General features: G+C 59.6%; 27 protein-coding genes and 4 pseudogenes. 22 read left to right on the top strand and 9 right to left on the bottom strand.

What is annotated here, in order from left to right:
- Positions 1 to 8: 8 nt before the first annotated feature.
- From ASD03_RS23965 to ASD03_RS39755, 9 genes are all read left to right on the top strand, one after another.
- The gene (locus ASD03_RS23965) at positions 9 to 860 is read left to right on the top strand and encodes an ABC transporter permease (protein ID WP_082555597.1); all 852 of its coding nucleotides are present in this window, start codon (positions 9 to 11) and stop codon (positions 858 to 860) included.
- Positions 857 to 2,512, top strand: a complete 1,656-nt coding sequence (locus ASD03_RS23960; protein ID WP_107026992.1) for an ABC transporter ATP-binding protein — start codon at positions 857 to 859, stop codon at positions 2,510 to 2,512. Before ASD03_RS23965 ends, ASD03_RS23960 begins: the two co-directional genes overlap by 4 nt.
- Positions 2,499 to 3,959: an amidase gene (locus ASD03_RS23955; protein WP_057207156.1), complete on the top strand. Its 1,461-nt coding sequence runs from the start codon at positions 2,499 to 2,501 to the stop codon at positions 3,957 to 3,959. Before ASD03_RS23960 ends, ASD03_RS23955 begins: the two co-directional genes overlap by 14 nt.
- A gap of 5 nt (positions 3,960 to 3,964) precedes the next feature.
- Complete coding sequence (locus tag ASD03_RS23950; protein ID WP_239637612.1) at positions 3,965 to 4,885, top strand: MurR/RpiR family transcriptional regulator; 921 nt, start codon at positions 3,965 to 3,967, stop codon at positions 4,883 to 4,885.
- Positions 4,886 to 4,915: 30 nt separating this feature from the next.
- On the top strand, positions 4,916 to 6,106 hold the full coding sequence (locus ASD03_RS23945; protein ID WP_057216928.1) for a serine hydrolase: 1,191 nt from the start codon (positions 4,916 to 4,918) through the stop codon (positions 6,104 to 6,106).
- Between the two features lie 360 nt (positions 6,107 to 6,466).
- The gene (locus tag ASD03_RS23940) at positions 6,467 to 8,350 is read left to right on the top strand and encodes a patatin-like phospholipase family protein (protein WP_156408058.1); all 1,884 of its coding nucleotides are present in this window, start codon (positions 6,467 to 6,469) and stop codon (positions 8,348 to 8,350) included.
- 485 nt (positions 8,351 to 8,835) lie between these two features.
- Positions 8,836 to 9,447 (top strand): helix-turn-helix domain-containing protein, encoded by a 612-nt coding sequence (locus ASD03_RS23935; RefSeq protein WP_244494264.1) that lies wholly within the window; start codon positions 8,836 to 8,838, stop codon positions 9,445 to 9,447.
- Positions 9,435 to 9,791, top strand: coding sequence for a helix-turn-helix domain-containing protein (locus tag ASD03_RS41350; protein WP_348523280.1), 357 nt, complete (start codon positions 9,435 to 9,437; stop codon positions 9,789 to 9,791). The genes ASD03_RS23935 and ASD03_RS41350 overlap by 13 nt, the downstream gene beginning before the upstream one ends.
- Positions 9,792 to 9,807: 16 nt before the next feature.
- Positions 9,808 to 10,164, top strand: coding sequence for a hypothetical protein (locus ASD03_RS39755; protein WP_162250534.1), 357 nt, complete (start codon positions 9,808 to 9,810; stop codon positions 10,162 to 10,164).
- A gap of 354 nt (positions 10,165 to 10,518) precedes the next feature.
- Here the strand turns inward: ASD03_RS39755 and ASD03_RS23930 are convergent.
- Positions 10,519 to 10,809: pseudogene (locus ASD03_RS23930) on the bottom strand (LysR family transcriptional regulator); the annotation flags it as partial.
- A gap of 180 nt (positions 10,810 to 10,989) precedes the next feature.
- Here ASD03_RS23930 and ASD03_RS23925 point away from each other — a divergent pair.
- From ASD03_RS23925 to ASD03_RS23915, 4 genes and pseudogenes are all read left to right on the top strand, one after another.
- Positions 10,990 to 11,250, top strand: a pseudogene (locus tag ASD03_RS23925) (hydrolase); the annotation flags it as partial.
- A gap of 23 nt (positions 11,251 to 11,273) precedes the next feature.
- Positions 11,274 to 11,695: pseudogene (locus ASD03_RS37205) on the top strand (isochorismatase family protein); the annotation flags it as partial.
- Between the two features lies 1 nt (position 11,696).
- Positions 11,697 to 11,942: pseudogene (locus ASD03_RS37200) on the top strand (hydrolase); the annotation flags it as partial.
- Positions 11,943 to 12,198: 256 nt separating this feature from the next.
- A complete protein-coding gene (locus ASD03_RS23915) occupies positions 12,199 to 12,873 on the top strand; it encodes a YoaK family protein (RefSeq protein WP_057216925.1) in 675 nt (224 codons plus the stop codon).
- A 202-nt stretch (positions 12,874 to 13,075) separates the two neighbouring features.
- On the opposite strand, the gene ASD03_RS23910 is transcribed toward ASD03_RS23915, so the two are convergent.
- Together ASD03_RS23910 and ASD03_RS23905 are read right to left on the bottom strand one after the other, a co-directional pair.
- A complete protein-coding gene (locus tag ASD03_RS23910) occupies positions 13,076 to 13,903 on the bottom strand; it encodes an NmrA family NAD(P)-binding protein (protein WP_057216924.1) in 828 nt (275 codons plus the stop codon).
- A gap of 61 nt (positions 13,904 to 13,964) precedes the next feature.
- Positions 13,965 to 14,567, bottom strand: coding sequence for an NAD(P)H-dependent oxidoreductase (locus tag ASD03_RS23905; protein ID WP_025430311.1), 603 nt, complete (start codon positions 14,565 to 14,567; stop codon positions 13,965 to 13,967).
- Positions 14,568 to 14,703: 136 nt separating this feature from the next.
- Between ASD03_RS23905 and ASD03_RS23900 the strand changes: the two genes are divergently transcribed.
- Positions 14,704 to 15,666, top strand: a complete 963-nt coding sequence (locus ASD03_RS23900) for a LysR family transcriptional regulator (RefSeq protein ID WP_057216923.1) — start codon at positions 14,704 to 14,706, stop codon at positions 15,664 to 15,666.
- A gap of 139 nt (positions 15,667 to 15,805) precedes the next feature.
- On the opposite strand, the gene ASD03_RS23895 is transcribed toward ASD03_RS23900, so the two are convergent.
- A complete protein-coding gene (locus tag ASD03_RS23895; RefSeq protein ID WP_057216922.1) occupies positions 15,806 to 16,678 on the bottom strand; it encodes an SDR family NAD(P)-dependent oxidoreductase in 873 nt (290 codons plus the stop codon).
- 74 nt (positions 16,679 to 16,752) lie between these two features.
- Between ASD03_RS23895 and ASD03_RS23890 the strand changes: the two genes are divergently transcribed.
- Both ASD03_RS23890 and ASD03_RS23885 read left to right on the top strand, forming a co-directional pair.
- Positions 16,753 to 17,217, top strand: a complete 465-nt coding sequence (locus ASD03_RS23890) for a MarR family winged helix-turn-helix transcriptional regulator (protein WP_057216920.1) — start codon at positions 16,753 to 16,755, stop codon at positions 17,215 to 17,217.
- A gap of 403 nt (positions 17,218 to 17,620) precedes the next feature.
- Entirely contained in the window at positions 17,621 to 17,989 is a 369-nt protein-coding gene (locus ASD03_RS23885) for a hypothetical protein (protein ID WP_057216918.1), read from the top strand.
- Positions 17,990 to 18,045: 56 nt separating this feature from the next.
- Here the strand turns inward: ASD03_RS23885 and ASD03_RS23880 are convergent, their stop codons facing one another.
- Together ASD03_RS23880 and ASD03_RS23875 are read right to left on the bottom strand one after the other, a co-directional pair.
- A complete protein-coding gene (locus ASD03_RS23880; RefSeq protein ID WP_057216916.1) occupies positions 18,046 to 18,396 on the bottom strand; it encodes a hypothetical protein in 351 nt (116 codons plus the stop codon).
- Between the two features lie 417 nt (positions 18,397 to 18,813).
- Positions 18,814 to 19,089, bottom strand: a complete 276-nt coding sequence (locus ASD03_RS23875) for a hypothetical protein (protein WP_057216910.1) — start codon at positions 19,087 to 19,089, stop codon at positions 18,814 to 18,816.
- Between the two features lie 865 nt (positions 19,090 to 19,954).
- Here ASD03_RS23875 and ASD03_RS23870 point away from each other — a divergent pair.
- The 4 genes from ASD03_RS23870 to ASD03_RS23855 all read left to right on the top strand — a co-directional run bounded on the left by ASD03_RS23870 (position 19,955) and on the right by ASD03_RS23855 (position 22,205).
- Positions 19,955 to 20,257 carry a DUF982 domain-containing protein gene (locus ASD03_RS23870; protein WP_057216908.1) on the top strand — a complete coding sequence of 101 codons (303 nt, stop codon included), beginning with the start codon at positions 19,955 to 19,957 and terminating at the stop codon, positions 20,255 to 20,257.
- Between the two features lie 126 nt (positions 20,258 to 20,383).
- The gene (locus tag ASD03_RS23865; protein ID WP_025430319.1) at positions 20,384 to 20,629 is read left to right on the top strand and encodes a DUF982 domain-containing protein; all 246 of its coding nucleotides are present in this window, start codon (positions 20,384 to 20,386) and stop codon (positions 20,627 to 20,629) included.
- A gap of 186 nt (positions 20,630 to 20,815) precedes the next feature.
- The gene (locus ASD03_RS23860; RefSeq protein ID WP_057216906.1) at positions 20,816 to 21,007 is read left to right on the top strand and encodes a hypothetical protein; all 192 of its coding nucleotides are present in this window, start codon (positions 20,816 to 20,818) and stop codon (positions 21,005 to 21,007) included.
- 328 nt (positions 21,008 to 21,335) lie between these two features.
- Positions 21,336 to 22,205, top strand: a complete 870-nt coding sequence (locus ASD03_RS23855; protein ID WP_057216904.1) for a DMT family transporter — start codon at positions 21,336 to 21,338, stop codon at positions 22,203 to 22,205.
- 229 nt (positions 22,206 to 22,434) lie between these two features.
- Here the strand turns inward: ASD03_RS23855 and gcvA are convergent, their stop codons facing one another.
- A complete protein-coding gene (gene gcvA / locus ASD03_RS23850) occupies positions 22,435 to 23,334 on the bottom strand; it encodes a transcriptional regulator GcvA (protein ID WP_057207141.1) in 900 nt (299 codons plus the stop codon).
- Positions 23,335 to 23,441: 107 nt separating this feature from the next.
- Between gcvA and ASD03_RS23845 the strand changes: the two genes are divergently transcribed.
- Both ASD03_RS23845 and ASD03_RS23840 read left to right on the top strand, forming a co-directional pair.
- A complete protein-coding gene (locus ASD03_RS23845) occupies positions 23,442 to 24,146 on the top strand; it encodes an SDR family oxidoreductase (RefSeq protein WP_025430323.1) in 705 nt (234 codons plus the stop codon).
- A 351-nt stretch (positions 24,147 to 24,497) separates the two neighbouring features.
- Positions 24,498 to 24,872, top strand: a complete 375-nt coding sequence (locus ASD03_RS23840) for a VOC family protein (protein ID WP_057207140.1) — start codon at positions 24,498 to 24,500, stop codon at positions 24,870 to 24,872.
- 136 nt (positions 24,873 to 25,008) lie between these two features.
- On the opposite strand, the gene ASD03_RS23835 is transcribed toward ASD03_RS23840, so the two are convergent.
- Complete coding sequence (locus ASD03_RS23835; protein WP_057216902.1) at positions 25,009 to 25,800, bottom strand: inositol monophosphatase family protein; 792 nt, start codon at positions 25,798 to 25,800, stop codon at positions 25,009 to 25,011.
- On the bottom strand, positions 25,797 to 26,819 hold the full coding sequence (locus ASD03_RS23830; protein WP_082557389.1) for a TIM barrel protein: 1,023 nt from the start codon (positions 26,817 to 26,819) through the stop codon (positions 25,797 to 25,799). The genes ASD03_RS23835 and ASD03_RS23830 overlap by 4 nt, the downstream gene beginning before the upstream one ends.
- Positions 26,820 to 26,828 lie beyond the last annotated feature (9 nt).

Here is a 26,828-nt window from a genome sequence, read left to right as displayed (position 1 = left end):
GTACCACAATGTTGAAATCACCTGCTTTATCAGGGATCGTTGCATTCACAACGCAGCTCTCACCGATGATGGTGCTGGCGATCGCCATTCTTGGCGGCTGGTTGTTCATCGCCTTGGCCGCTCCCCTGATCGCGCCATACGACCCGGACACGATCGACATCGCCAGTATGCTGACAGCGCCCAGTGCAGATCATTGGTTTGGAACCGATCAGGTAGGTCGCGACGTTTTCTCCCGTGTCATTTACGCAGCGCGCGTGGACCTGTTTCTTTGTGTCATCGGCGTCCTGCCTCCGCTTGTAATCGGCACCATCGTCGGGCTCTTCAGCGGTTACTTCGGAGGCATGGTCGATAGCGTCTTCATGCGGGTCTATGACCTTACGGTCGCCTTTCCATTTTTTGTCTTGGTTCTGGCTATCGTCGGCGTGATCGGACCGGGCCTCGTCAATTTTATCATCGCACTGACGATCGTCGGCTGGGTCAGCTACGCGCGTCTTGTCAGAGCTGAAGTCCTGACGGTTCGCGAAAGCGAATTCGTCCGCGCCGCCGAATGCCTCGGCTACCCGAGACGAGCGGTCCTTTTCCAACACGTTCTGCCGAACGCAATCGGGCCAGTCATTGCCTATGCCGTGAGCGACGCCGTACTTGTCATGCTGGCCGGGGCGAGCTTTGGCTATCTCGGCATGGGCGCTCAGCCGCCGCTCGCAGAATGGGGCGTCATCATTGCCGACGGACAGGCGTTCATCCAGCAAGCATGGTGGATCTGCCTCTTCCCAGGTCTCGCGGCAATTTCACTCGGACTGGGCTTCGCCTTTCTCGGAGACGGTCTCGGTCAATGGCAGCGTCGAGAGGTGGCCGCATGAGCATGGCAAGCAAGCTCTCACCATTGATGGAGGTTGAAAACCTGTCGATCTCCTTCGGATCCCTCGAGACTGTGAAAGGAGTGTCGTTTAGTGTCAATGCTGGCGAAATCCTCGGCATCGTCGGGGAAAGCGGGTCTGGGAAGTCCCTCACGTGCCGCGCGCTCATGGGCATTCTTCCCAGAACAGCAACAACAATGGGCGCTGTCCGGTTGGAGGGGCGAAGCCTCCTCGAACTTGGCGAGCCTGACTGGTGCTCGATCCGCGGCCGCGAACTCGGTATGATCTTCCAGAACCCCGCTTCACATCTCGACCCGCTCCGTCGCATCGGCAAGCAAGTCGCAGCACCGATGGTGCGGCATCTGGGAATATCGAAGCGCGAAGGAGAGCGGCGGACAATCCAACTGCTTGAGGATGTTGGCATCCAAGATGCGCACGCGCGATCGCGTTCTTATCCGCACGAATTCTCCGGCGGAATGAAACAGCGGGCCATGATCGCCGCTGCAATCGGCTGTGGACCGAAGCTACTGATCGCCGACGAGCCGACCACAGCACTAGACGTTACTGTCCAGGCGCGCATCCTTAAGCTTCTGCGCGATCTGAACCGAAATCGCGGCTTGTCGATCATCCTGATTTCTCATGATCTGGCCGCAATCGCCAGCACCTGCTCGCGCGTGATCGTCATGCGCAACGGAGAAATTGTTGAACAGGGCCCGACTGAGGAGATCATTAACCGCCCCAAAAGCAGCTACACACAGCTCCTGATCGCGTCGCAGCCAAACGGCTGGAGCAACACCGGTGATCCAGCGCCTGCATCGCGGTCCATCCCCCTGATCAGCGTTGACAAGCTTTCCGTGTCGTTCGTGCCGCGAGGCAATCTCCTAACCGGTTCGGCATCCAAACGAATCCCATTCCTTGCCCTGAACGAAGTCGATCTTCAGGTCAGCGCCGGAGAAACGGTGGGCATCGTCGGCGAAAGCGGATCGGGCAAGAGCACGCTCGCGCGGGCGATTGTACGGCAGAACAAGCCGAGCAATGGCGCGATCAGTTTCGATGGCAGCGATGTGCATGAGTTGAGCGGCGCGGAGCTCATGCGTTTCCAACGGCGCGTGCAAATGGTTTTCCAGAATCCGTACGACTCCCTCAACCCCCGAATGAGTGTCCGGGACGCCGTCGCCGAGCCGATATGGAGGCACGGCCTGTCAGACCGACGCTCGGCTCTAATGCGCGCAGACGACCTTCTGGAGATGGTCGAGCTGCCGAGGGCGTTGCGAGAGCGTCGCCCCCGACAGCTATCTGGCGGCCAATGCCAGCGTGTCGGCTTGGCCAGGGCACTCTCGCTAGAGCCAGAATTGTTGATCGCAGACGAAATCACGTCCGCTTTGGACGTGACAACACAGGCACAAATCCTGGAACTCCTGGGCAGACTTCAGCGCGAGCGGCAACTCGCATTGCTCTACATTTCCCACGATCTCGGCGTCGTCAACAGCATTTGCCAACGGGTCTATGTCTTTAAGGGAGGCAGGATCGTTGAGAGCGGCCCGACACAACAGGTCCTGAACAAGCCACAAGATAGCTACACCCGCGAGCTTGTCGGTTCAGTCACCCACCTAAAGCCCCATGCAAGACAAGGAATGTGCCATGCGCCTCGATGAGTACGTCACCTACGATGGCGTCGGCCTTGCGCAACTCTTGGCAAAGGGTGACGTAAGCCCGAGAGATTTGGGGCGGTGCATTACGAGCTCGGTGGCGGCAGTGAACTCAAAGATCAATGCCGTCATAGAACTGTACTCCGACGCCTTGGATTGCCTTCCGGAGAAGCCGGGCCCGGGCCCGTTCTACGGGATCCCGACACTGACAAAGGACTTTCCGGTCGAGGCGGGGCGCCCTGCCGAGTTCGGCAGTCGGCTTGCTGAGGGAAACCGGGCGACGCAGGACGCCGTTTATTGGGAACGACTTAGAAACGCGGGCCTGGTCAATGTCGGCCGTACGACCAGCTCGGAGTTCGGCGTGGCCGCAACGACAGAAACGCTGCTCTACGGCAACACCTCTAATCCATGGGATCCCAAGCGCGGCGTCGCGGGGTCAAGCGGCGGTGCGGCCGCGGCAGTTGCAGCGGGCATTGTGCCATTCGCGCAGGGCAGCGACGGTGGCGGATCGATCCGCAATCCCGCCTCCTTCTGTGGACTGATCGGGCTCAAACCCTCACGCGGGCGCATTACCGGATCTCCACGCGCCAACGCTCCGCTTCTGGGACTCGCCACGGCATTCATGTTGACAAGATCAATTCGCGACACGGCCCTCCTGCTGGATCTATCCAATGGCCCTGACGCTGGGGATGGATACGAGATTTGCAGGCCGACCAGCAGCTATAGCGAGACAATTCAGCGTCCGCCGAAGGGCTTGCGCATCGCACTCTGCACAGACTCCTGGTCGGGGTTCCAATGTGATCCCGAAGTCGTGAACGCTGTAAGAATGACGGCGGGACTGTTAGCTGCCCTTGGTCATCACGTCGTGGAAGCGCGGCCAGAATTCGACTACGCCGCGTTTCTCCATGCACAGAAAATCATCTGGGCAGCCGATAGCGCTTCGGGATTGTCGAAAATTGCAGAACACATGCAAAGGAAGCTCGGCCCTGAAACTGTTGGCACCACTGTCCTGGCCTTGCATCGCTACGGAACGACGCTTAGCGGCGCGGAACTGATCGGTGCGCTTGCCACTTATGACGATGTGACGCGCCAAATCGGCCGCTTCTTCAATCAATACGATCTCCTCTTGACGCCGACCAGCGCCATTCTGCCGGAGATCGTGGGGACATTTGACCCCGCGCGGCCGGAAATCGATGCGGACGATGTCTTCGCCGACCTCGAACCGAAGGAAACGTTTACAGCTCTTTTCAATGGCACTGGTCAGCCAGCAATCTCGCTTCCGACGGGAACATCCTCAGGCGGAATCCCTATCGGCAGCCAGCTGGTGGCCCGGTTCGGGCGCGAGGACTTGCTGCTTGCTGTCGGACGCCAGCTCGAAGAAGGTCTGGATCGTAACAACGGCATATGGGGGCAAGGATTTCCCCCTGTCTTTGCAGGTAGCATGCGGGAGTGATGACAGTGACATTTGCCAATGACGAAAGCTCGAACGAGGCTGGTGCGGAGAAGATCGACATTGAAGCGATCCTCCGCGCGCGCATGAACGAATTCTCTCCCTCGGAGCAGAGCCTCGCTGTCTACATGCTCGATAATGTTCAATTGTTGCCCTTTGAGACGGGCAGCACCATCGCGCGCGCAGTAGGCGTGAGCGAGATGACGGTGACGCGTTTCGTACGATCTCTTGGCTTTGAAAATCTTCGCGATCTGAAGAACCGGATGCGCAGCTCTGTTGTAGAGAGAGACGGAGAAGTCGATGACTACATGGCGCGTTTCCAGGTCCGCAACAGCCGACAACAGGAACTCCAAGAGAGCTTGAAACTCGAGCTGGACGCGATCGTGAAGGCGTATGGGCTGACTGCGACTGAACAATGGGATGAGGCCGCAACGCTTCTTGCCAAGACCCGCCACGTCTATGTCGTCGGATTCCAGGCGTCCAAAGGTTTGGCGATGGATTTCTCGAGCCGTCTGCTATGGGCGCGCCCAAACGTTCTCTTCGCCGACAACGCTACAGGCACCTTTGGCGAAGTCCTCTCAAGCGACCCCAAACAGAGCGTGGTTGTACTGGTTGATACTGCGGCCTATGCCGCCCGAGGGATCAAGTTGGCTGACAAGCTCAAGGCATTCGGAATTCCACTCATCATTGTGACCGACCGCTACAGTCATTGGGGCTTCACCTACACGCCGCTTGTCTTTGAGGGGCACACACACGTGAAAACCTTCTGGGACTCGACGGCGAGCCTTGGAGTGATCCTCAACCTCATGATCGACTCTGTGGCGGTGAAGCTCGGCCCCAAGGCGAAGCGCAATTTTGCGACAATGAGCGAGATGGGTCAGTTGTTCGGCGAGTTCGTCGGCGGATCGTACCTAAGGCGAAAAGACTAGTATTATCAAGGAAATGCGAAAGAAGTACTGATGACATCGAGCTCTACGCTAACCTTCCGTGATCCCAACAAACCCGGCGCACCCCTTGTCCCGCGGGCGGAGTGGGATCGCGCGCCGTGGAATCGCTGGACCTTCCAGAACGTGCGTTCGATCGTGCCCACAGCACAGGTCTGGCGAGGTCAGGGTGGACCAACGGAAATGCTCAGTGCGCATCAGGATATTGATCGCGTTGAGTTCGAGCTGGACGGGACCCGCCGGACGGTCGCTAACTTCATGCAAGCGCAGTATACCGACGCGTTTCTCGTTCTGCACCGCGGGAAAGTGGTCGCGGAGAGATATCTCAGCGGCATGACCGCCAGGACGCCGCACCTCTCGCAATCGGTGGCCAAATCCATTGTCGGCACCGTGGCAGGCATTCTTATCGAACGCGGTGAAATCGATCCGGCCGCTCCACTCACCCAGTATCTCCCCGAACTCGAAACCACAGCGTACCGGGGTGCTACCGTTCAGCATGTGCTGGATATGACCAGTGGCGTGGTATTCGACGAAACCTACACTGCCCACGATTCCCACATGGCGCAGTTGGATGTCGCAAGCGGTTGGAAAGACGGACATCAGCCAGACTGGCCGAAGAACGTTTGGGAATTGATCCTCACGCTAAAGGAGGCCGAATGCCCGCACGGGGCTTCGTTCCGCTATCGCTCTATCGAAACAGACGCACTCGCCTTCGTTCTTCAGCGGGTAAGCGGTCTGATGCTATCTGAGCTCGTAAGCCGCGAATTGTGGTCGCGTATGGGGGCTGAGGAAGATGCCTATTTCACTGTGGATCCCGCAGGCTATGCGCTTGGTGACGGCGGTTTCAATGCCACGCTGCGTGACTACGGACGCTTCGCATTGTTGCACCTCGGGCAAGGCAACATTGGTGGTCGGCAGGTTGTTCCCTCAAGATGGATCGAAGAAACTCGCCACGGAAAATCGTACCCACTTGGAGACAACTATTGCCAGACCTTACCGCGCGGCAGTTATCATAACCAGTTTTGGATCGAGGACCAGAAAAGACGCGCCTATATGGCACGCGGCGTGTTCGGTCAGTTGATCTATATCGACCCGGAAGGCGACTTCGCCGCTGTGATCCTCTCAAGTTGGCCACAGTTCCTCAGCACGGATCGGACGCGGACGGCACTAAGTGCGATACATGCCATCCGTGATGCCTTGAATTAAGTGCTCTCGGACGAGGGCAGCCCCGGCCGCATGGTAAGCGTTCTGATGGCCTTGGTCATCGTGCCCTTCGCGACGGCAAGCACGACTGTAGCGGCGGCTTCTTGCGCCGATTGTGTGCAACTCCACGATCGGCATCTTCATCACATTGCCAGCAGTCTCCCCTCGGCCGACGACGTCATTCGTCCATCAATCACGAGGCTGACATCCACGATCGACCCGTCTGCTTTGCGGTAGGGCGGATTACAAACTTGGCTGCCACAGGGGTGGCATCGCTTTTTTTGAGCCACTGCGCCTTGAAGCGCATTTGAGCGAAACGCATTATTGTTGGTGGGAGCGATCGCGTCTCGAGGAGTGGTGCAAGTGTCTTCCGTCGAGTCCCTTGCGGCGAGATTATTGTCGGCGACATTGATGTTCGATCGGGCGTCTTTGGCGGCACTCGAGGCTTTGGCTGCCGAATCCGACAGGCGGATATTGCGACGTGGGGAGGCTCTGGTTCGCGAAGGTGAGCCATCGGATCGGTTCTTTATCGTGCTATCGGGCCGCTTTACGGTGCACAAGGAAGACTATGCTGGCGCGGTCGCCGAGATCGGCCAGGGCGAGCTCGTCGGTGAGGTCGGTTTTTTTGCAGGGCTGCCCCGCATGGCGACCGTGCTGGCTGCCCGCGATTCGATCGTCCTTGAAATCCGCGGCAGCCAGTTCGAGAAGGCGGCCAAAGCTTTGCCAAGCCTGCGGCAGGCGGTCACCACGTTTCTCGCGCGCCGGTTCGCCATGCAGTCTCCGAATTCGTCGCGCCCAAAGGAACCTGCCAAGATCCGAACGCTTGCGATCATTCCAGCTGGCGGAAGTCGCATTTCACCAGTTTTCATCCGTCACCTGCGAGCGGCGTTCGCGGCGGGAATGCGCGCTGAGTTCCTTGCCCGGCCTGACATTGAAGCGCGGTTCGCCGGTCGTCCGATCGACGATCAGTCGGTTCTCAACTGGTTGAACGAACTCGAGGCCAAGACCGAGATCATCGTCTATGTCGCCGATGAAGAGCCCAGTGAATGGACACGGGTCTGCATTCGCCAGGCGGATAGCGTCCTGCTGCTCGCCGACGCGTCCTGCTCGCCCCGCCTGAACCGGTCCGAGGAATTGGCGCTATCGGTTCATTCACCCTCGACCGCGCGGCTCATCCTCATTCACGACAAACGCTCGGCAACGGTTTCTGGTACGGCGAAATGGCTAAACGAGCGTCCTCATGTTGGCCATCATCACCATGTTGCACTGGGGGACGGGTCTGACATCCAACGCCTGGTTCGATTCTTTTCCGGCAAGGCAAGGGGCTTCGTAGCGGCGGGGGGCGGGTCCCTCGGCTGTACGCATCTTGGTGTTTGCAAGGCCTTCGTCGAGGCGGGCGCTTGCTTCGACTATCTCGGTGGGACAAGTTCCGGAGCGGCAATGATGGCCGGTTTCGCCAGAGGGCTGAATGCCGATGAGATAGACCAAGGCACGCACAACATATTCATCAAGGGCAGAGCGTTTCGCCGTCCCACCCTGCCGCATTTCGCTCTCCTGGATCACAAGGTGTTCGATCAGGCCCTTCAGGCCGAGTACGGCGACGTTCTGATTGAGGATCTGTGGCTTCCGTTCTTTGCGCTTTCGACCAATCTCAGCACTCGTCAGCCTCATGTTCATCGCCGCGGAAAGCTCTGGCAGGCGGTTCGCGCGTCAGGCTCGATCCCCGGTGTCCTGCCGCCATTCTTTACGGGTGACGGCGATATGCTCGTGGATGGCGCGATCATGAACAATCTGCCGCTCGAACAGATGAAGGAACTCAAGACCGGGCCCAATGTCGTCGCGAGCTTGGAGTCAGGTGGTCCACAGAAATACCACATCGACTATGACCGCATCCCCGGAGCTTCCGAGTTGGCGCTCGCCTGGCTAAACCCTTTCGGTCGCGCCAGCTTGCCAAAGGTGCCCAGCATGATTCAGGTGATTGCTGCGAGCATGCTGGCACACCGGCCGCAGGACATTGCCATTGGCCCAGAGGATGTCTTGGTTTGTCCGCCGGGTTCGAGCGCGGTGAGCTTCATGGATTGGAGCCGGCATTCCGAATTGTTTGCCGGGGCCCACGATTGGGCCATCCGATGGATCGACGAACGCCTGCGCCAGAACGACCCGGCACTCCACGCGGTGCTGGGCACCTCAGCTCAGAAGGGCCCGATCCAAGTCCGTGGCGACAGCATGGACAAGTCCACCACGTAGCGCGATCCGCCACGTTGCGCCACCAGCGAGCAGTCACTTCATGGCAGATTGAGGTACGCCCGACTCTCGACCCACGGCCGAGCACGAGGAATAGGAGTACGTATGCGATCCGCTACGGCAGCACGGTTGCGCCGACTGTCGCCGAGCTTGAAAGCCGCATTTGGGAGCGCTCGTGTGAAACCCGCAGAATGCGAATCCGATTCGCGTTCACGTTGCACGCGAACACAGGCTGGAATAAAGTCTAGGAATAGATCCGGCCTTGTTTCGGTAGGTTCGTTCCATAGAAGTCGCGAAGAGATTGTCGTTTGAGCTTATATAGTAAAGACATGGCATGCGTGGGCGTCTGCTTCGGGACGCCTGAAGCCCCGTGCCTGACCACCGTACCAATCCGCGCCGCGAGCTTTTCCGTGACCAGCATTTGCCGGGAGCTTTGGGCGGGTGACGCAAACGACGTTCGACTTCCGGCCTGCGAGTCCTACTTTCTCATGCTCTATCTAGAGGACGCCGAACACGCAGACATCCGGTCAGACGGCTCCTGCGCTCCGGTTCGCCGCTTTGGGCGTGGCACGATCTGCATCGTCGATCTCGGGGACGGGGCGGCCATTCGCCTCAACAGTCGACTGCGCTCGCTGGCCTTCGTGCTACCCAAGGCCCTGTTCGGCGAGACGGCGGAGCTATCGCCGGACACCGGACCACGCCGCCTGGTGTGCCGTCGTGGCGAACCGGATTCGGTGCTCTGCAATCTCGGTACGGCGCTGCTGGCATTTTTCGCCGGTAGCGGAAAAGCGCCTTCACCGGCGCCCCTGGGGCCTGTAGCAGTCGCTATCTGCGCCCACCTCCTGCACCGGTATGGCGAGCCGATTGAGGCGAGCGGTGGAAAGGCGGCAAGGGTGTTCCTGCGGGAAGATCTCGGCACCCCGCTGTTGCCAATCGCCACACGGATCGACAGGGCCAAGGCGTACCTCGCCAATCATACCCTCTCGCTGGAGGACATTGCCTGCGCGTGCGGATTCGGCAGCCTTGAACATTTCGCAAAGGCATTTGTCGGCGAAACGGGCGTTACGCCTTCGGTCTGGCGGCGGGGGTGCCTCCATTAGTCCAATTGCTTGAACGAAGAACTTGGCCAGTCTTTCGTTCGCCTGTTAGTTGGGAGTCGTACGATAGGGAGGCCGCCCCGGAAAGCACCCAGGAGCCGAACGCCATTCGCCGATCGATCGTCGGCGCATCCACAATCTCCATCATACGGAGATCCGATCGCGAAGGCTTGGCACCGTGCCCGGCCAACGCGCGCGATAAGGCTCGCGACCTGCTCGTCTCCTCACCGCTGCCAATCGCCGAGATTGCAATGGCGTGTGGCTTTGCCGACCAAAGCCACTTCACGCGCGCCTTCTCGCGTGTGGTCGGCACCACGCCGGAACGCCGGCAGCGCCATCAGCGTTGAGCGCAATCACCGTTATGTGAACGATGTATCCCTGCCGTCCGCCGAGTTTCCCTTCGTTGCGGGTAAACGGGAGAATCTTCAAAAAGCAGACATTCCGGACAAGAACCTGCAGCGGGATAGAAGCAATATCGGGGAACCACTTCCGCAACCGGCAATTACTCGGGGAGAAGCCGATGATCCTGACAGTCACGCCGCCGTCATGCCCGACTGGTCACCGGTCAGGACCTTCGGTGGCTATGCCGCCTGGGGCGGTCCGGAAGGCGCCGGCGCCTGGACATCACGCCTGCCGATCGCCGATCTCAAGGGCTTCTTCGGCGCGCTCGGCTGCGCCTGCAGGGCCGTTCAGCGACAGAGGAACGCACGGCATCGTTAGTTAAACTCCCGCAAAGGATCAAAGAATGAAAAACATGGCCGGACCTGCCGCAATAGCGGCAGTCTCAATCTTGATCTGTTCATCTGTCGCTCTCGGCGATGACCGTGCCCCAGCAACGGGCAAGGCCCGCCCCTCTTGGGCGAAGGTCGTTGTGAACCATCCGACGCCGAAGCGTGGCGCCTATTACAAGGGGATATCCTCGACCGCGTTCGCAGCTTCGAATGGCAGCAGATCCGATGAGGGTGGTGGCACTCGCCCCACGTTAAGATGATGACCGCCAGAGAAGGAGGGTTGGCTGCCCATGAGTTTGCGTGGCTTACTGCAGCGTCGCCACGAAGGCAGGCACATACTGTTGCCAAACCAGGTCGGCGCGCTGATGCGAAGCCGCCCCTGATCCGCCTTGTGGGCGTCGATCACGTCATTGCGCGCCGTTTCGAGCGCCGGCATGGCGGGCTGGACCTGTGCGGCGAAGATCGCCCCGTCCGTCGTCAGCGACACCTGCCGCGTCGTGCGCACGAAAAGCTGGATGCCGAGATCGTCTTCCAGAGTGGAAATGGCCCGTGTGATCGCGGCGGGCGCCAAGTTGAGCTCCCGCGCTACCTGGGCAAAATTTCGTTTTTCGGCGGCAAGCAGGAAGATGCGCAGGGCCTTCTAGTCGTTCATCCTGATTATTTCCAAAAACGCAATTCATTCGCAATTTTTATTGCAATTACTCGACGCAATCAACGGGACTACACCTATTCTCACCAAACAAGTTTACCGCAGAAACCGGCGAAGGCGGCGGCAGACGCCCTGCTTCCCACCAACTCAAAGAGGAGATAACCCATGTCCAGCAAACTCGAAGTCCTGACCCCGCAAAACAGCCAGCTCATCTTCATCGACCAGCAGCCGCAGATGGCTTTCGGCGTGCAGTCGATCGACCGCCAGGTGCTGAAGAACAATGTCGTGGGCCTCGCCAAGGCCGCCAAGGTCTTCGATATTCCGACGACGATCACCACCGTCGAGACCGAATCCTTCTCCGGCCACACCTATCCCGAACTGCTCGCCGTCTTCCCGGAAAACGACATCCTCGAGCGCACTTCGATAGGGGCAGAGCGCCCATGACCTGNAAGGTCTTCGATATTCCGACGACGATCACCACCGTCGAGACCGAATCCTTCTCCGGCCACACCTATCCCGAACTGCTCGCCGTCTTCCCGGAAAACGACATCCTCGAGCGCACTTCGATGAACTCCTGGGACGATCAGAACGTCCGCGATGCGCTGGCGAAGAATGCTGCGAACGGCCGCAAGAAGATTGTCGTGTCAGGTCTGTGGACCGAAGTCTGCAACACGACCTTCGCACTCTCGGCTCTCCGCGATGTTCCGGACTACGAAATCTACATGGTTGCCGAYGCTTCCGGCGGCACTTCGGCCGACGCACACAAATACGCAATGGACCGCATGGTTCAAGCCGGCGTCATTCCGGTGACCTGGCAGCAGGTCCTCCTTGAGTGGCAGCGCGACTGGGCGCGGAAGGAAACCTATGACGCNGACGCACACAAATACGCAATGGACCGCATGGTTCAAGCCGGCGTCATTCCGGTGACCTGGCAGCAGGTCCTCCTTGAGTGGCAGCGCGACTGGGCGCGGAAGGAAACCTATGACGCGGTTACCACACTGGTGAAGGAGCATTCCGGCGCCTACGGAATGGGCATCGATTATGCCTACACCATGGTCCACAAGGCCGCTGAACGCGTCACCCACGGCAAGCGGATTGGCCCGAACCCCGCAAAATAATCATCACCGGTCGCCTCCCTGGTTTGTCGTCGAGACGCACCAGGGAGGTGGAGGCCCTGACCACAGGGTTCGATTTCACTTTCGAGCACACGTTGGAGCACCGGACCGGTATTAAGGAGAAAGCACGCAGCACCTGAATAGCGTCGTTAAATCGCCTCACCCGGCCGTCGTCGGAGGACAAGCGTGGATCGCTTGCTGCGCCCGCTTTGCAAGAAGGGCCGGAATCAGTCTCAACCAATAGGGGTCACCGCAGACAATGCTGAATATACTTCGCGGGAAAAGCAATTCACTGGTACTGGCATTCGTCTCCGGATTCGCGGACGCGCTCTTCTTCATTCATTTGGGCGGCCTTTTCGTTGGACTGGTCACCGGCAATGTCGTGCTCCTCGGGCTGGGGCTGGTCGGTCACGAAAAAGGTGGTTTGCGTGGTCTTCAGATCATGTCATTCCCTCTCTTCATGGTGGGCGCGGGTTTGGCGGCGATCATGGTCACCTCGATCAAGCCTCTCGAACGCGCGACGTTCTGGACGCTCATGGTCGCCGCAGCCGCGTTCGCGATGTCCGCTCTTCTTGCAATCTTCGATGCCGGGCCGGTATCCGCCTGTGCACTTCTCGCCGTCGTCGCGATGGGGATGTTGACGGCCATCGAGCGTCTCGACACCAGGCTCGGCCCGCCGTTCTCGCTGATGACAGGCAACATCGCCGGGCTCGCCACCGCCGCTGCTCGTCGCCTCATCGGCTACACCGAGAAGCCGGAAGAGTGGGGGCAATCATTGACGTCGATCATCCTGGTGCTTGGCTTTGTGCTAGGGTGCGCCGCCGGCGCGTTTGCGCAAGTCACGGTTGGCGTTGCCGGCATGCTCTTGCCAGCCTCTTTGTTGCTCCTGATCGGCCTTTTCTATTCGCCTCAGAGCGCACAGAAGTCGAGCTAAGCGGATGGTCGCTGTCATTTTGTCGCCCGAAGGTGCGATCGCTGCGGCTCGACGGAGACCGCACGACCGCTCGTCGGGCAGACGTCTGGACCTACCCCCTATGCGAATGAGTGGCCTCACCATGTCGCTACTCTGTTGGATCTCTCAACGATGTCATCGACCGCGGTTGAAGGAATGACCTTCCGCAGACCCCTTGACGCACTTAGACATCCAAATCCGTTTGTGCGTAATTGAGGAAGTACCCCGTAAATACCGTCGCCCCCACGTAAGCAAACACGTCGGCTAGTTGCTCATCGCTCCAGCCGGCGAATTGAGCGGCCTTCCAGGTGACGTCGGCGACGTTTCCCGAATTGGCAGCCGCTTCCCTGGCCAGGCCGGCGAGCACATCGATTTTGACGTCGTTTGTCGAGGTGCCCGTTTTTAAGGCACCGACCTGCTCTTCGGTCCAGCCATTCATCTGGGCGAGCCGACTGGCGATACGGGTCATGTAGGCGTTGCCGACCCCGGCCGCAGCCGCGAGGGTGAGGGCCGCACCCACCTTCGGGTCGAAGGTAGTGTGCTCGGCAAGCACGGCGCGCAGGGACGTGTACGCTGTCAGGACCGTGGCACGCACGCCGATCTCGGCGATGTGCTTTTCGACCTCGTACTTGCTGTCGAAGTGCGGGACGCCCGTCTGTCGATTGGCAGAGCCGACCGAGTTGAAGACGAGGTGTACGCCTGCGGCCTTGGATGCGTCCGCGGCGGAGTTGCCCTGCCGCGTCTCGGCTTGCGGACCTCCTTCGAATGGCGTCGTCATCACGAAGAGAGAGGTCGCTCCTTCGAGCGCCTTGGTGAGCGTGGCCGTGGCTTCGAGTGAGGCGCGGAAGAGTGTGGCGCCAGCGTTTGCGAGCTTCCTTGCCTTCGCGGAGTCGGTATTGCGCGTGACGGCGCGAACCTCGTGGCCGCGCTCCAGCAGGTTCTTCGCGACAGCGCCGCCTTGTTGGCCTGTGGCTCCCGTGACGACGACAGCAAGCTTCCGACTGATGACCAATCCCCTTTCACTGGACCAGATTGGGCCGCCGCCGGTTGGGCCGAGCGGCGACCCAACGCGTTCAGCCGACTGAAGCCAGTGCGGATGTGGCCTGACGCCCTGTCTGCAGCGTGTGGCTCCACCAGGAAAAGTCATCCAACAGAACGCCCGCCGCCTGTTCGAGATGCGGAAAATCCGCGAAATCCTTGCCCTGCTGCCAGATGCCAAGGAACTCGGCCATGCCGATGTTCACGGACTTGGGGATCGGCGCCATCTGAAGTTCGACGGCAACCATGCGCAGTTGCTCGATGGCGCGTGCGGCCCCGACGCCGCCATACCCGACGAAGGCGGCCGGCTTGCGGTTGAATTGCTGGAAGGCATAGTCCAGCGCGTTCTTCAGCACTGCGCTGTATCCGTGATTGTATTCCGGCGTGACGAAGACGAACCCGTCCAACGCGGCCAGCTTCGCCGCCCAACGCTCTGCGACGTGATCCTTCGGCTGCATCCAGGCCGGCGATGCCGGCTCATCGAAGAATGGCATCGGGTAGTCGCGCAGGTCGACAATTTCGACGCTGAGATCGCTGCGCCGAGCGGCAATCTTGTGAAACCATGCGGCCGCCCGCTCGCTGAAGCGGCCCTCTCGCGTCGAGCCGACGACGATGCCGATATGTGGGTTCTTGGACATGTGGGTGCTTCCTTTCAGGCTTGTCGAACAATCGGGACTGCGTGCAATTCCCGCTGTCCCTAAAATGCTCGCCGCATATTTAATTGACTAGGCGGGGCTATTGGATTTAACTCCCCCATTTTTAGAAGGAATATCGATGCTCGACCTGAACGACATCGGCCTGTTCGTGCAGGTTGTTCGCTTTGGCAGTTTCGCGGAGGCCGGACGTCGTTTGGGGATCCCCGCCAATACGGTCAGCCGGCGCATTCAGGAATTGGAAGAGCAGCTCGGCGCCCGGCTCATGCAGCGATCCACCCGGAAGCTGAAACTCACCGATGCCGGACATGAACTCTACGATAATAGCGCTGCGGCCGTGGACGGACTGCAACAAGCGGGAGAGGATCTGATTGCCGGCGCGCGGGTGCCCAGGGGGCTGATACGTGTGGCGATGCCCGCCGACTTCTTCGACTTCTACAAAATGGAATGGATAGCCGAATTCCTGGCCTCGCACCCACAAGTGCGTATCGAGTTCGTGTTAAGCGACGCCACGGCTGACCTTATCGAAGAAGGCATCGATGTCGCCTTCCGAGGGAACGCAACCCGTGGTCCGAACTATGTTGTGCGCAAGATCCAAACCCGCTCGTTCGGACTTGTCGCCAGCCCCTCCTACCTTGCCGCGCGCGGGACGCCTGCCACATTGCAGGAGCTGACCCGTCATGACTGTCTGTTTATGCCACAGGCCCGGGACTATGCGACCTGGCGCCTTCAAGGTCCCGACGGACCCGAGGAGGAGGTGACCGTCACCGGCCGCGTGATGGCGAATACCGCACAGGCGATCCGAAAGGCGGCGATAGCAGGCCTCGGCATCGCGTTGACACCAATCCTGGGCACAGCCGATTTCGCGGCTGGCCGACTGGTGCCGGTGTTGCCCCAATACATGCGCCGCAATCTCGGCATGAGCGTCGTCTACCCCAACCGGGCTCACTTGCCACTGGCGGTTTCTGCTTTCATCGACTCCGTCGTCGGCAAGATACGTGCCGAATTGTTGAGCGCAGAAGGATCGCAGCAATTCGCGCCAATTGCCGATCCAACTTCAGAAGGGCCGGACCCACGGCTCTGATATAGCATCGGTAGGTCGGCAATAGACGTCAAAATGCCCCGGTTTTCCGGGGCCTTTGTCAGTGTTCCGCTTCGTACGCGCTCCTGCAGGACTCCAGGCACGCTCGTCGGGTCCTTTCAGCCGCGAAGCCTCGTCCGCCTCAGGAAATCGCCCCAAGCACCTCGTGGGTTATGGCCCACAATGCCTGCCGCGCATTCGGGTCGTCGGCGGGCGAGACAGGCTCCAGCGGCGTTGCATCCTTCACCGAGAAATATCCGCCCGTAGCGGTCCCGAACTCAGCATCCATGGCGAGACGAACGATGATGCCCGCGCCTCGACGGGGATCGCCAATCTTCAGCCTCGTCAGGATCCGTTCGAGCATTGGCGCAAAGCTCAGCTCGCGCCCCAGACCAGTGACATTAAAACCTGGGTCCAGGCAGTTCACTGCCACGCCGGTTCCTTCCAGCTGCCGCGAAAGTTCGAGGGATAACATGATGTCAAGCAGTTTCGTCCGTCCGTAGATACGTGAGGAGCCTAGCCGGGAAAACCGCGTGGGCGCGAACATATCGCCCGTCAGTTCGATCTTTCCGTGATGGCGGGACGCTTCCGATGCCGTGGTCACAATGCGCGAGGGTGCAGACCGGATCAGCGTCTCGCGCAGGGTGCTCGTGAGCAGCCAGGGTGCGAGATAATTGACCGCCATCATCTCGTCGTAGCCGTCGACCGTGGTGCGCGGCGCGAAGGCGTGAATGCCGGCATTGTTGATCAGCACATCGATCTTGTCATGTTCCCTCGCGATCGTCTGGCCGACTGCGGAGACTGTCTCCAATCGCGTCAAGTCCGCATAATGAATGTCGATCTGCGCCTGCGGCGCGACCGTCCTGATTGCATTACCGGTGGCTTCCGCATTGACCTCGGAGCGTGCAATCAGCACCAAATGCGCACCACGACTGGCCAGCTCGATCGCCGCCAGACGCCCGATTCCGCTCGTAGCGCCGGTCATGACGACGATGGGCGCGGAAATCTCGGACATGGACACCTCATAGATATAGTGGATATATATCCATCATATCGATAACGCCAAGGAATGGAAAGGGGAGCGACTGCATGGCGTCCCTCACCGAAGACGAAACAAATGAGACGCCCCTGCTGTGGCTATCGCTCGGCGAACAGCTCAATGCACTGCTGAGCGCGTCCCGCGCGGTTGCGACTGAAATGGCCGCCAGCTTCGACGCCGATTTGCAACCGGCCGCCTACCACATCATCCAGTGGCTTCACGCGTACGGGCCGGCTCAGGCGAGCCATGTTGCAGATGGTTTGGCTATGGACCGTAGCGCGACTAGCCGCCTGGTGCGACAGCTAAAGCAAGCCGGAATCGTCGAGTCTCGTCCCGATCCGGCCGATAAGCGTGGCGTAATACTGTCCCTGACAGACCAGGGCGTCACCAAGATACGCGCAGCGATCAAGTACAAGGGCGAGGTTTTTCGCCGTCGTCTCGACGGCTGGAGCGAGGCGGATCTACGCCTCTTTACGGCCCTGCTTCGTCGCTTCAACTCCGGCAAAGCAAACTAGGACCAGCCCCCGAAGGGCACAGACATGGTGGTCGGCCTTTGTGGAACGGTCATTTGGGAACGTCAGCCGGCCTTGTAGCACGCACCGTGTCGGTGATGGACAATCTCGTCATCCGGCCATGGGCGTGTCGGCCGCTGCAATAGACAGATGGCCTCCTTTCGAGGAGGCCATCCTGCACACGATCCGGAGGGATTAGGTTCGGGATCGCTTTTGCGCGTGCACTAATATAATGGCGAAAGCGCAGGATTGTTCCCATCCAACGATCGGCTCGCGAGGGCTTCTCGCCTACCGGCGTCAAACCCTCTGCCGACTTCTTCATGGCGGTCGAAATTTCGCGCAACGACCAATTGATATTATTGTTCCGCCTCTAGTTACCTACAAGGTAAAGCCCCGGAGGAACTACATGATACGGTATGTGCTTTTGCTGAACCTGGTCGCATCTCCAGCTTTCGCCCAGTCAGGGGATCTGGAAGCGATATGCGCCACGGTCGCAAAAAACTTCCTTCTGACCGATGTGTTGCATCTTGGAATTGTTCAGTCCTTCCCGGAACTGAAGCCGCCGGGCGTGCGGCTGACCTATTCGACGCGTGCCAACGTGGCAAAATCGGAAATGTCGGACACGTTTGAATGTGAATTCAGTAACGCGAAGCCGCCCTTTTCATTGGTCCGGTTTTGCCAATCGAACACCTGCTATTCGCCCCAGGAGAAGGACGCTGCGCGAAAAAGACGGTTCGAGGAGATGCGTATCCTTTTGGAGCGATCACAAAAATAACCCGGGAACACGGACGTCTGCGAAGAGAGACCGTGCCAAACTGATCCAATGCATCATCAGATGGCATGTGGCGTTTGCTGATGCTGAACGAGTTTCCAGTCGTTCTCGCAAGCATGATAGGTCGACGTACAATAGGCGTGATAAGCCTCCGTTTCGCGCCTATTCGCTAACGCACGGTAGGCCAAGACCATGACGTCGTCCGACGGCTGCGCAAAACACTTTTCCGTCATCCTGATCCAATCCCAACGCGGCGACTGTCGAATGCTTTCGATGATTTCGGACCCTTGAAGAATGCCGAGAGGCGCCACGAAAACCATAATGCAGCCGGGGTGCACAAGATCCCTGTAGGCACTCTCGCCTTCACACCAGAGACGCTCTTCCATTGTCCAGGCGTCATTGTCGATCATAACCACCTCCTGAGTGCAATGAGCTGCAAAATACTGCCTGCCCGATTTCGGTTCCCTTGCATGCCCGCCCAGTGCTTCGCTTAAGAAACTTCAGAACGCTCAGACGAAACTTCCTTGAAGATTAGGGTTTGCTGATGTGACAGTGAAAAGAGTTTCGCAATGGCCCTGATCGCGCCCGATGGTGGCAGACTTCATGGATGTAGCGCAGACGCAGCCGCGCTCCTAGCTTCTATACGCTGGCTGAGGAGATTGCCGTAACCGAGCGCGTGATCGTCCGCATTGGTTGCCCGCTGGATCTACCCGAAGCCAAGGGATGCCAGTCGTGCACCACAATGCCGGCGATTTTCCCTTGGGACATGGATCGGCGGCCTTTGTTCGTTTGGCTCAAAGGGGTTGGGATTTTCAACGTGATCTCCTTCAACGGTCATCTCGGGCCAAAGTCGCTTCACAATTTCGTCGATCACACTTGGGATCTACCAAATCCTCGGCAATCATGATCAAAGCCGTCGCCAGGGCACCGAGGCCAAACGATGCACCGAAAGCGTAGATCTGCAACCCGAACGCAAGCGGATCAAGACCCTCGCCGTGCCCGAGGGCGCCCGGAGCGACTATTGCGATCGAAGCGGCGGTTGCTGCCCCAAGGAGAAACCCCACGCCCACATTCAAAATAACGAACCTGATCAGCGTCGGCATGATGAATCTCATGAACCTCGCGATCCATCCCAAACCTCAAAATCGACTATCGGTTCCGATCGCTCAGAAGAAATCGATCACGAATGTGGCAACGAATGAGCGGAACAAACGACAGGAGCGACCGTTCGCAGACCGGCGACATTCAGGTCGACTTCCGGTCCCCAATGGCGACAAAAGACTGCGTCGTGTCTCTTGCAGACGCCACCCGCGGAGATCCTTCCGTGACCAATACAACCGTCTTTAGTCACGTCCGTGGCGGTCCCGGAACCTTCAGTCTTGTCAATCGGTTCTTCTCATTGAACCTGGAGTACTGGACATGTCCAAGAAGACTGCTGCCCCACCCAAGAGGGTCGACCCTAGAGCACAGCCAATCCGCCGTCCCGACAACAAGGAAGCGCCCTCGGAGCCCGACGACCGCAAACATCCCGCGCGAGATATAAGAGAGATGCCAGCGCCGAACCCAAACGGTGACCCTGCAGACGGGAGTTAGCCCCGTCCACCGCTGCACATGAAGGTGATGTGAGAATCTCTTAATTTCGCCAGGCACCGTCACGCGCTATCGGCCGGAGCTTAATTCAAGATGGATTTCAACGGGGCAAAATCACGGACGCTAGATGTTTATGCGCGCCAGGGATATCTGGAGCAGCCCGGTGCGAGGTCAGCAAGTTCGGAACAATTCGCCAGCGCCCGCGTTTTATGGACACCCCATGACAGCTGGCAGTCCCCCCCGTAACAGCTGTCGTTCTCTCGGCCCCTCCCGCAGGGGCCTTTTCTTTGCGGGCGTCAATTGCCCGCTTGAACATCCATTCGCGGCACCTAATTTAACCTGTCTTTCTTCATCCACTTGCATGTGAAGGAGGAACCCATGTTCATTGCGGAAATGCCATGGTCTGTGCCGCTCTTGGTAAAGTTTCAGAACGGCACGCATCACGTCTTCTCGTCCGTCTATGAGGCTCTTGATTTCCTGGAAAATGAGTGGCCGCTTAGTCGAGGACAGCGCTACGAGCGCGCGGTCAGGACTTGCCGCGGTGCACTTCAGCGAGCGACACCAGTCGCCGTCGCGCGCGAAGCGTTCATCGCAGCCTGTCTTGAAGCCGGTTTGCCGGCCACAGCGGCATTTGAACAGGTGAAGGTGCCCGGAGGCAGTAATCCTCAAAGGGCCGCCTAAGGTTACACTGGCGATCACGGAACGACCTCCGGCGATCCACGCAAACCGGGGCCCTGCTTCTGCCGGGACCGCTTCGGAACGAAGGCTGCATCCGATCGTTATCCCTGGGAAGAAAAGGACAGGGCGATGATCGAAACTTGGAACGAATGCGTCATCATCCAGCTTCCCGACCTCGACGGCGTGCAGATGGTTTGGACGCCCGCGCGGGCAGCTACTTTGCTTAACGACAGCTGGCCGGTAGACTATGGTGTCGCCTTCACCGACGCCCTCAACAAGTGCACGGACGCAATGCTTGGTACCTACCCTTGGGAACAAGCCCGCGAGGCGTTTGTGGAGGCAATTGCCGAGGCCAAGATTACAAAACTGCACTGACATCACGCTGTCGCCCCGCGCTCGCACCGCGATCGACCATGTCCCACACATGTCCGCAGGTTCAATTGGAATGCGGGGCCCGATGCGACCAGCCCTGGCGGCCGAGGCGTTGGCGAGGCGTCGAAAGCGGCCGCCCGCAGGGAACTTGTCTGCCCGTCCCGGCGTTATTTGGCCGGAGGTACGATCATGTCCAAACATATTAACGATCAAAAGCTGAATTCACAGCCCCACCAACCTGTGTTCGACGTCGTGGAGCATTGCATCCGCCACAGCATAAGCAGCAAGGATCAGGGCAAGCTCCTTTCCCTGTTGGGCAAGTTCGCGAGCAGGCATGAGCTCGAAACCAACGCCCCACCCAAACGACCGCGCTTCCGTTAACCCAGCTGCTGTGCAGATCGTCTGGCTACAGCGCCGCTCGTCTAATAAGACGGCAAGGGCCGCTGTAGCACTTTGAATTGCTGCATGTTTTTATCGTTGGATTTAGGGAAACAGGCAGTAGTGTGAAAAGTGGCCCGCGACGCCTCCCCTCGAACCTTATGCGAGAAAAGGGAGGGCTTGGCGTCGACCGGCGCGGCCGCACGCGACCGAGTGACGATTGCAAACCTTGGCTTCATCACCGCGCCGTCGACAACATGCCGGCTTGCACCGGACTTTGACCCAAGGACTATGCTACTCAGGATCGTCAACGATTCTGAGTGTATGTGAGATGAGCTCCAAGACCCGCGGCTACCTCTTCGCCTTTCTGGCGATCTGCATTTTCGCCGCCCAGGACGCCCTCACCAAGTACCTTGGTGATCGTTACCCGGCGCTTTTCATAACCATGATACGGTTCTGGGCGTTTGCGCTCTTCGTATTCTGTTTCGCCGCATCATCACCGGGCGGATATCGCCGCGCCGTTCAGACGCGTCATCCTTGGTTACAGATCGCACGCGGACTTTTGCTCGTCGCGGAAATCGTCATCATCGTCTTTTCCTACGTTCATGCCGGGCTCGCGATGAGCCAGTCGATCTTCCAGGCAACGCCGCTGATCATCACGGTCCTGTCAATTCCGCTGCTGGGAGAGACGGTAGGATGGCGGCGCGGTACCGCGGTACTGGTTGGGCTGATTGGCGTTTTGGTGATCATAAATCCCGTAGATGTTCACTTCGACATGTCGCTTCTTCTGCCGCTTGCAGCATCCGTGCTGTTTGCGCTCTACAGCATCGCCACCCGCGCGGTCAGCCATGAGGATTCGGCAGTCACAAGCCTTTTTTATGCCGGGGTCGTCGGAGCTCTGGCGATTTCGCTCATTGGCCCCTTCTATTGGACCGAAGTCCAGACTTTCGACTGGCTTGCGCTGGCAGCGCTTTGCGTCTGCGGTACGCTCAGTCACTATTTCCTGATCAGGGCGTATGGGCTGCTGCCTGCCGCCGAAGTTCAGCCTGTCACCTATTTTCAGCTGGTTCTCAATGTCATTGTAGCGGTGATGTTGTTCGACGAGAATTTAACGCACAACATTATCGCAGGCGCTCTCATCGTCGTCGGCGCGGGCCTTTTCACCATCTGGCGAGAACATCAATTGACGAAGCGGTCGTAGTCAAGATTGTGGGCGCCATCCGCGTCCAAAGGCCCTCGCGGCGGGTGACTTCGACGTTGGTATGTTTTCATTCGAGTTATACCTTTTTCCAAGAAAGGCATAACAACGAGAGGAGCGGAGCAAGAGAGACAATCGGCGGCGGCAAAAGTCCCTGTGCCGCGACGTCGCAAAACGTCCAACCGCGATGGCGGGAACACAATCACATAACCGCTGTGATTGATCCGATGTCTCAGCCCATCCTACCCGCCTTGGCCGCGCTCATCCATTCTCGAACCTCCAGAACAGCGGCCGGGTGGCGCGGCTTGCGAGGCGAGACCAGATAGAAGTCCGCTCCAACGCGCAATTCTGGCGTGAACGGGCGGACAAGACGACGGGAACCCAGATCGTCCGTCACGAAGAACAGGCTGGCGAGAGCGAGGCCCTGCCCGGCCGCCGCTGCCTCGATCGCGAGCGAGGTTTGGTTGAACCGGATGTTCTTGCCCGAGGTGGCGACCCCTGCGGGAAAGGCAACATCCAGAAACTGGGGCCAGAAATCATGGGCATCATGTAGCAACGCATAATGCCTGAGATTTTCAGGCTGTGTTGGCGGTCCAAGCTTCTCGATCAACAGAGGGCTTGCGACAGCAACGATCACGTTTTCGTACAGGAGGTCGGCGATCAGACCCGGTCCGAATGGCGGACGCCCGTAGCGCACCGCCAAGTCCACCGCGTCGGTTTGGAAATTGGAGATCCGGTCGGTCGCCAGAATGCGCAGGCCGATGTCGGGATGCATCTCCGTGAAGTCCGGCAACCGTGGGATCAGCCAGCGTGACGCGAAGGTTGGCGTCACGCTGATGGTCAGATGGCGTGGTTCGGGTTTCAGGGCTTCCGTCGCATCGGAAATCAGTTCGAAGGCGCGGCTGATATTGCCCACATAGCTGCGCCCAACGTCGGTGAGCGCAAGCGTCCGCGTATGGCGCTCGAATAGCTTCAGGCCGAGGGAGGTTTCCAAACCGCGCACCTGCTGCGCGACTGCACCCTGCGTCACTCCCAACTCTTCAGCGGCGAGGCGGAAGTTCAGATGTCGCGATGCGGCCTCGAAGGCACGCAATGCGTTCAGCGGCGGAAGTCGCCGATTACCGTCAGCCATGCGATAGTTTTTCTACTGGATGATAAGTGTTGTTCTGGTTCGTGAGCCTAGACGAAAGATGCTATCACTGTGGGTAATTAACGCAAATCCCGATGAAGGAAACGAATATGTCAGCAGAAAAAGTGGCGATCGTCGTGGCGGGTGGTTCTGGTATGGGTGCGGCCTCGGCCCGGCGTCTGGCCGCTGACGGGTTCAAGGTGGCCATCCTGTCATCCTCGGGCAAGGGAGAGGCGCTGGCGCAGGAACTCGGCGGATTTGGCCTCACCGGATCGAACCAATCCAACGATGACCTGAAGCGCCTGGTGGATGGTACGGTGGACCGTTGGGGCCGGATCGACGTGCTGGTGAACAGCGCAGGGCATGGGCCGAGGAAGCCGATCCTTGAGATTACGGATGAGGACTGGCACACCGGAATCGACGTTTACTTCCTGAATGCCGTGCGACCGACACGGCTGGTAACGCCCATAATGCAAGGCCAGAAATCCGGCTCGATCATAAACATCTCCACCGCATGGGCATTCGAACCAAGCGCCATGTTTCCGACCTCGGCGGTGGCGCGCGCGGGTCTTGCATCCTTCACGAAGGTGTTTGCCGACACCTATGCGGCCGAGAATATCCGCATGAACAATATCCTGCCCGGCTGGATCGACAGCCTTCCGGCCACCGAGGAACGGCGCGAGGGCGTGCCTATGAAAAGGTATGGCACCAGCGACGAAATCGCCGCAACGGTGGCATTTCTTGCCTCCGATGGTGCGGCCTACATCACGGGCCAGAACATTCGTGTTGACGGCGGCATCACGCGCTCCGTGTGATCGCTGCTGTTGGATCGTCATGTGAGAAGGTTGGGGTCAACGATTGTTGGGTGGGATCCCGATTTCCTCCATCCAGGCCTGAGAGACCGGCATCTTACCGGCCCGGTCTACGGGCCTGTACAACCTCAATGGCCGGCTCAGTCTGCGTGCCCTGCGGGCTCACTCATTGGGGCGCTACCCTTCTGGGCACCCCGCCCCTGTTCCTTGCCATTGAGGGCTGAGACATGCCATTAAGCTCTGACCCGCAAAACGGCCGCGAAGGACCGCTTTGCAGCGCAAGCGCAAGGCGCAGCAAGCGGCACGCTCCGGCTGCTTCTCCGTGAGGCAGGCCGACACATTTCAGGAGAACTCATGTTTGACCACGTCAAATTCGGAGTGAGCGACTATGCAGCGAGCAAAGCGTTCTTCCTGAGCGCACTCGAGCCGCTCGGTGTAGCTGTCGTCGCGGAGGGACCGCCGACATACGGTGTCGAGCTTAGCCCAAAGGGTAAGGCTTCACTGTGCCTGTACCAAACCGAGGAGAAGCCGGCGCATCTTCATTTGGCGTTCACGGCCGACAATCGCCAGCAAGTCGAAGCTTTCTATCGCGCGGCTCTGCAGGCCGGTGGCAAAGACAACGGTGCGCCCGGTCTGCGCCCGCACTACCACGCGAACTACTATGCAGCTTTCGTCATTGGCCCCGACGGGCACAATATCGAAGTGGTTTGCCACGAACCGGGGGCCTAACCCCTCCATCGCGGCGACGTCCACAAGCGGGCTTCCCCCCACCAGCCGCCACCGCTCATGCCAAGCGTTGACCGTCTGCTTCCAGACCCAAAAACCGAGACCGGATCAACGCCTTGGCTGGGTTCCGCGTCGGACATCACGCTCGACAAAGAGCCTCCAGCGCTGCCCGATGGACTTTTTCGTTCGCCGCCATCAGCACCGCATCATATCGGCGCGCGTCCGCTAGTGGTCTGCCTTCCCAATCCGTCACAATGCCGCCGGCGCCGAGCACGATCGGGATCTGCGGCAAAATATCGTAGTCGAAGACATTGCTTTCGAGGAGGAGATCGATGCCGCCTAGGGCCAGGAGGCCGGCAGCGTAGCAGTCGTGCGAAAACCGGGTGAAGTGGACCTTTGCGGCCAACACGGCGAATTGGCTGTGCCGCTCGCGGTCGAACTGTTCCAGAGCAGAGGTGTAGAGAATCGCCTGATCGATAGCCGCTCGATCGCTGGTGCGGATCGGGTCACCGTTGAGGGTCGCCGGCGTGCCGGATAGGCCAAGCCAGCGTTCGCCCGTGATCGGCTGATTGATCATGCCGAGTACGGGTTCACCGCGATAAAGAAGGGCGATCTGCGTGCCGAAGGCGAGCGAGCCGGAGACGAAGGATTTCGTGCCATCGATGGGATCAAGCACCCAGATCCATTCGGCATCCGTCCGGCAGGCGCCGAACTCCTCGCCCCTGATGCCGTGATCGGGGAAATGGACCTCGATCAGTTGCCGCATCGCTGCTTCCGCATCGCGGTCGGCGATGGTTACGGGACTGGCATCGGCCTTGGCGTCGATGGCAAGGCGCTGGCGGAAATACGGGCGGATGACATCGGCGGCAGCGTCCGCCATGGCGTGGGCGAGCGCCAGAAAGGCCGGCGGGCAGGTCTGTGCAGGCGTCATGCTTGGTTCCTTTCGGCTTCGGTCGCGATCTCGCGCAACAGGGTTCTGACCGTCTCGACCTGTCTTTGGGCGGCGGCGGCCTCCTGCCGCAGACGCGCCGTCAGGTTGCCTGGCCCTATATCGGTGAAGCTCGCCGGGCGGGCGGCAATGAACGGGTCCGGCTCATCCGAAGGCAACCGCAGGGCGGGCGCGAAATACCCTTCTTCCTCCTCCAGCCCGAAGGCCAGAACCTGCGGTCGGTCTTCGCCCAGAAGCAGCAATTCCACAAACATCGCCGCCATCGGCAGATGCCCTTCGCCGGACAGGCAGGCAAGATGAGCCCAGCCGCCACGATCCGGTTGGACGAGGCAATCCTTCACATGCACTTCGGCAATGTAGGGCGCCTGCAGCGCCAGCGCCGGCAGCGGCAATTCGTAGGCGTTGATCATGTTGCCGAAATCGAACAGCAGGCCGAGGCGCGGGTTGTCGACGGCCCGCAGGATACGGATCAGCTCCCCGGATGTCAGGTCCTCGTGCTGTTCGAGCGTGTAGCGCAGCCGTGCCTGCGGATCGAAGTCGACAAGGCGCCGCAGGTCTGCGATCGTCCACTCGACGATCTCGGAAATGCGACCCTCGTAACGCGGATAGCAGCGCAGCGAGGTGGCGCCGGCGGCAAGCGCGATGCGCACGGCATCCGAAAGCCCCGTCGCTTCCGTCGTGCTGGTCTCGACATGCAGTTCCAGCCCGAGGCGCCCGACAGCCCCCGCAAAGGCTTGCAGAACCGCGTCCGGCATCCGGCTCAGGCTTGCCTGCTCGCCGTCCTCGACATGGATCTTGATGCCGCAAAGCTGCTGCGCTTGGGCGAATTCGATGAGATGCAGCGGCGTCATGCCGCCGAAGCGCATGTTGAGATGAAAGGCATAGGCATGCGCAAACAGCGGGGCGCTCCTCGCCCGCGCGGCAAGTCGGCCGCGGCTTTCAGCGGCAAGGGCTGCAATTCTCGCCCGCCAGTCCGGGCGCGGCATGGCGTTCCATGGCATATCCGTCAC

It is taken from the genome of Ensifer sp. Root127 (assembly GCF_001425225.1).
Taxonomy (GTDB): Bacteria; Pseudomonadota; Alphaproteobacteria; order Rhizobiales; family Rhizobiaceae; genus Ensifer; species Ensifer canadensis.
Note: the sequence above shows the minus strand (reverse complement) of the source record. Positions and strands in the feature narration are given on the sequence as shown.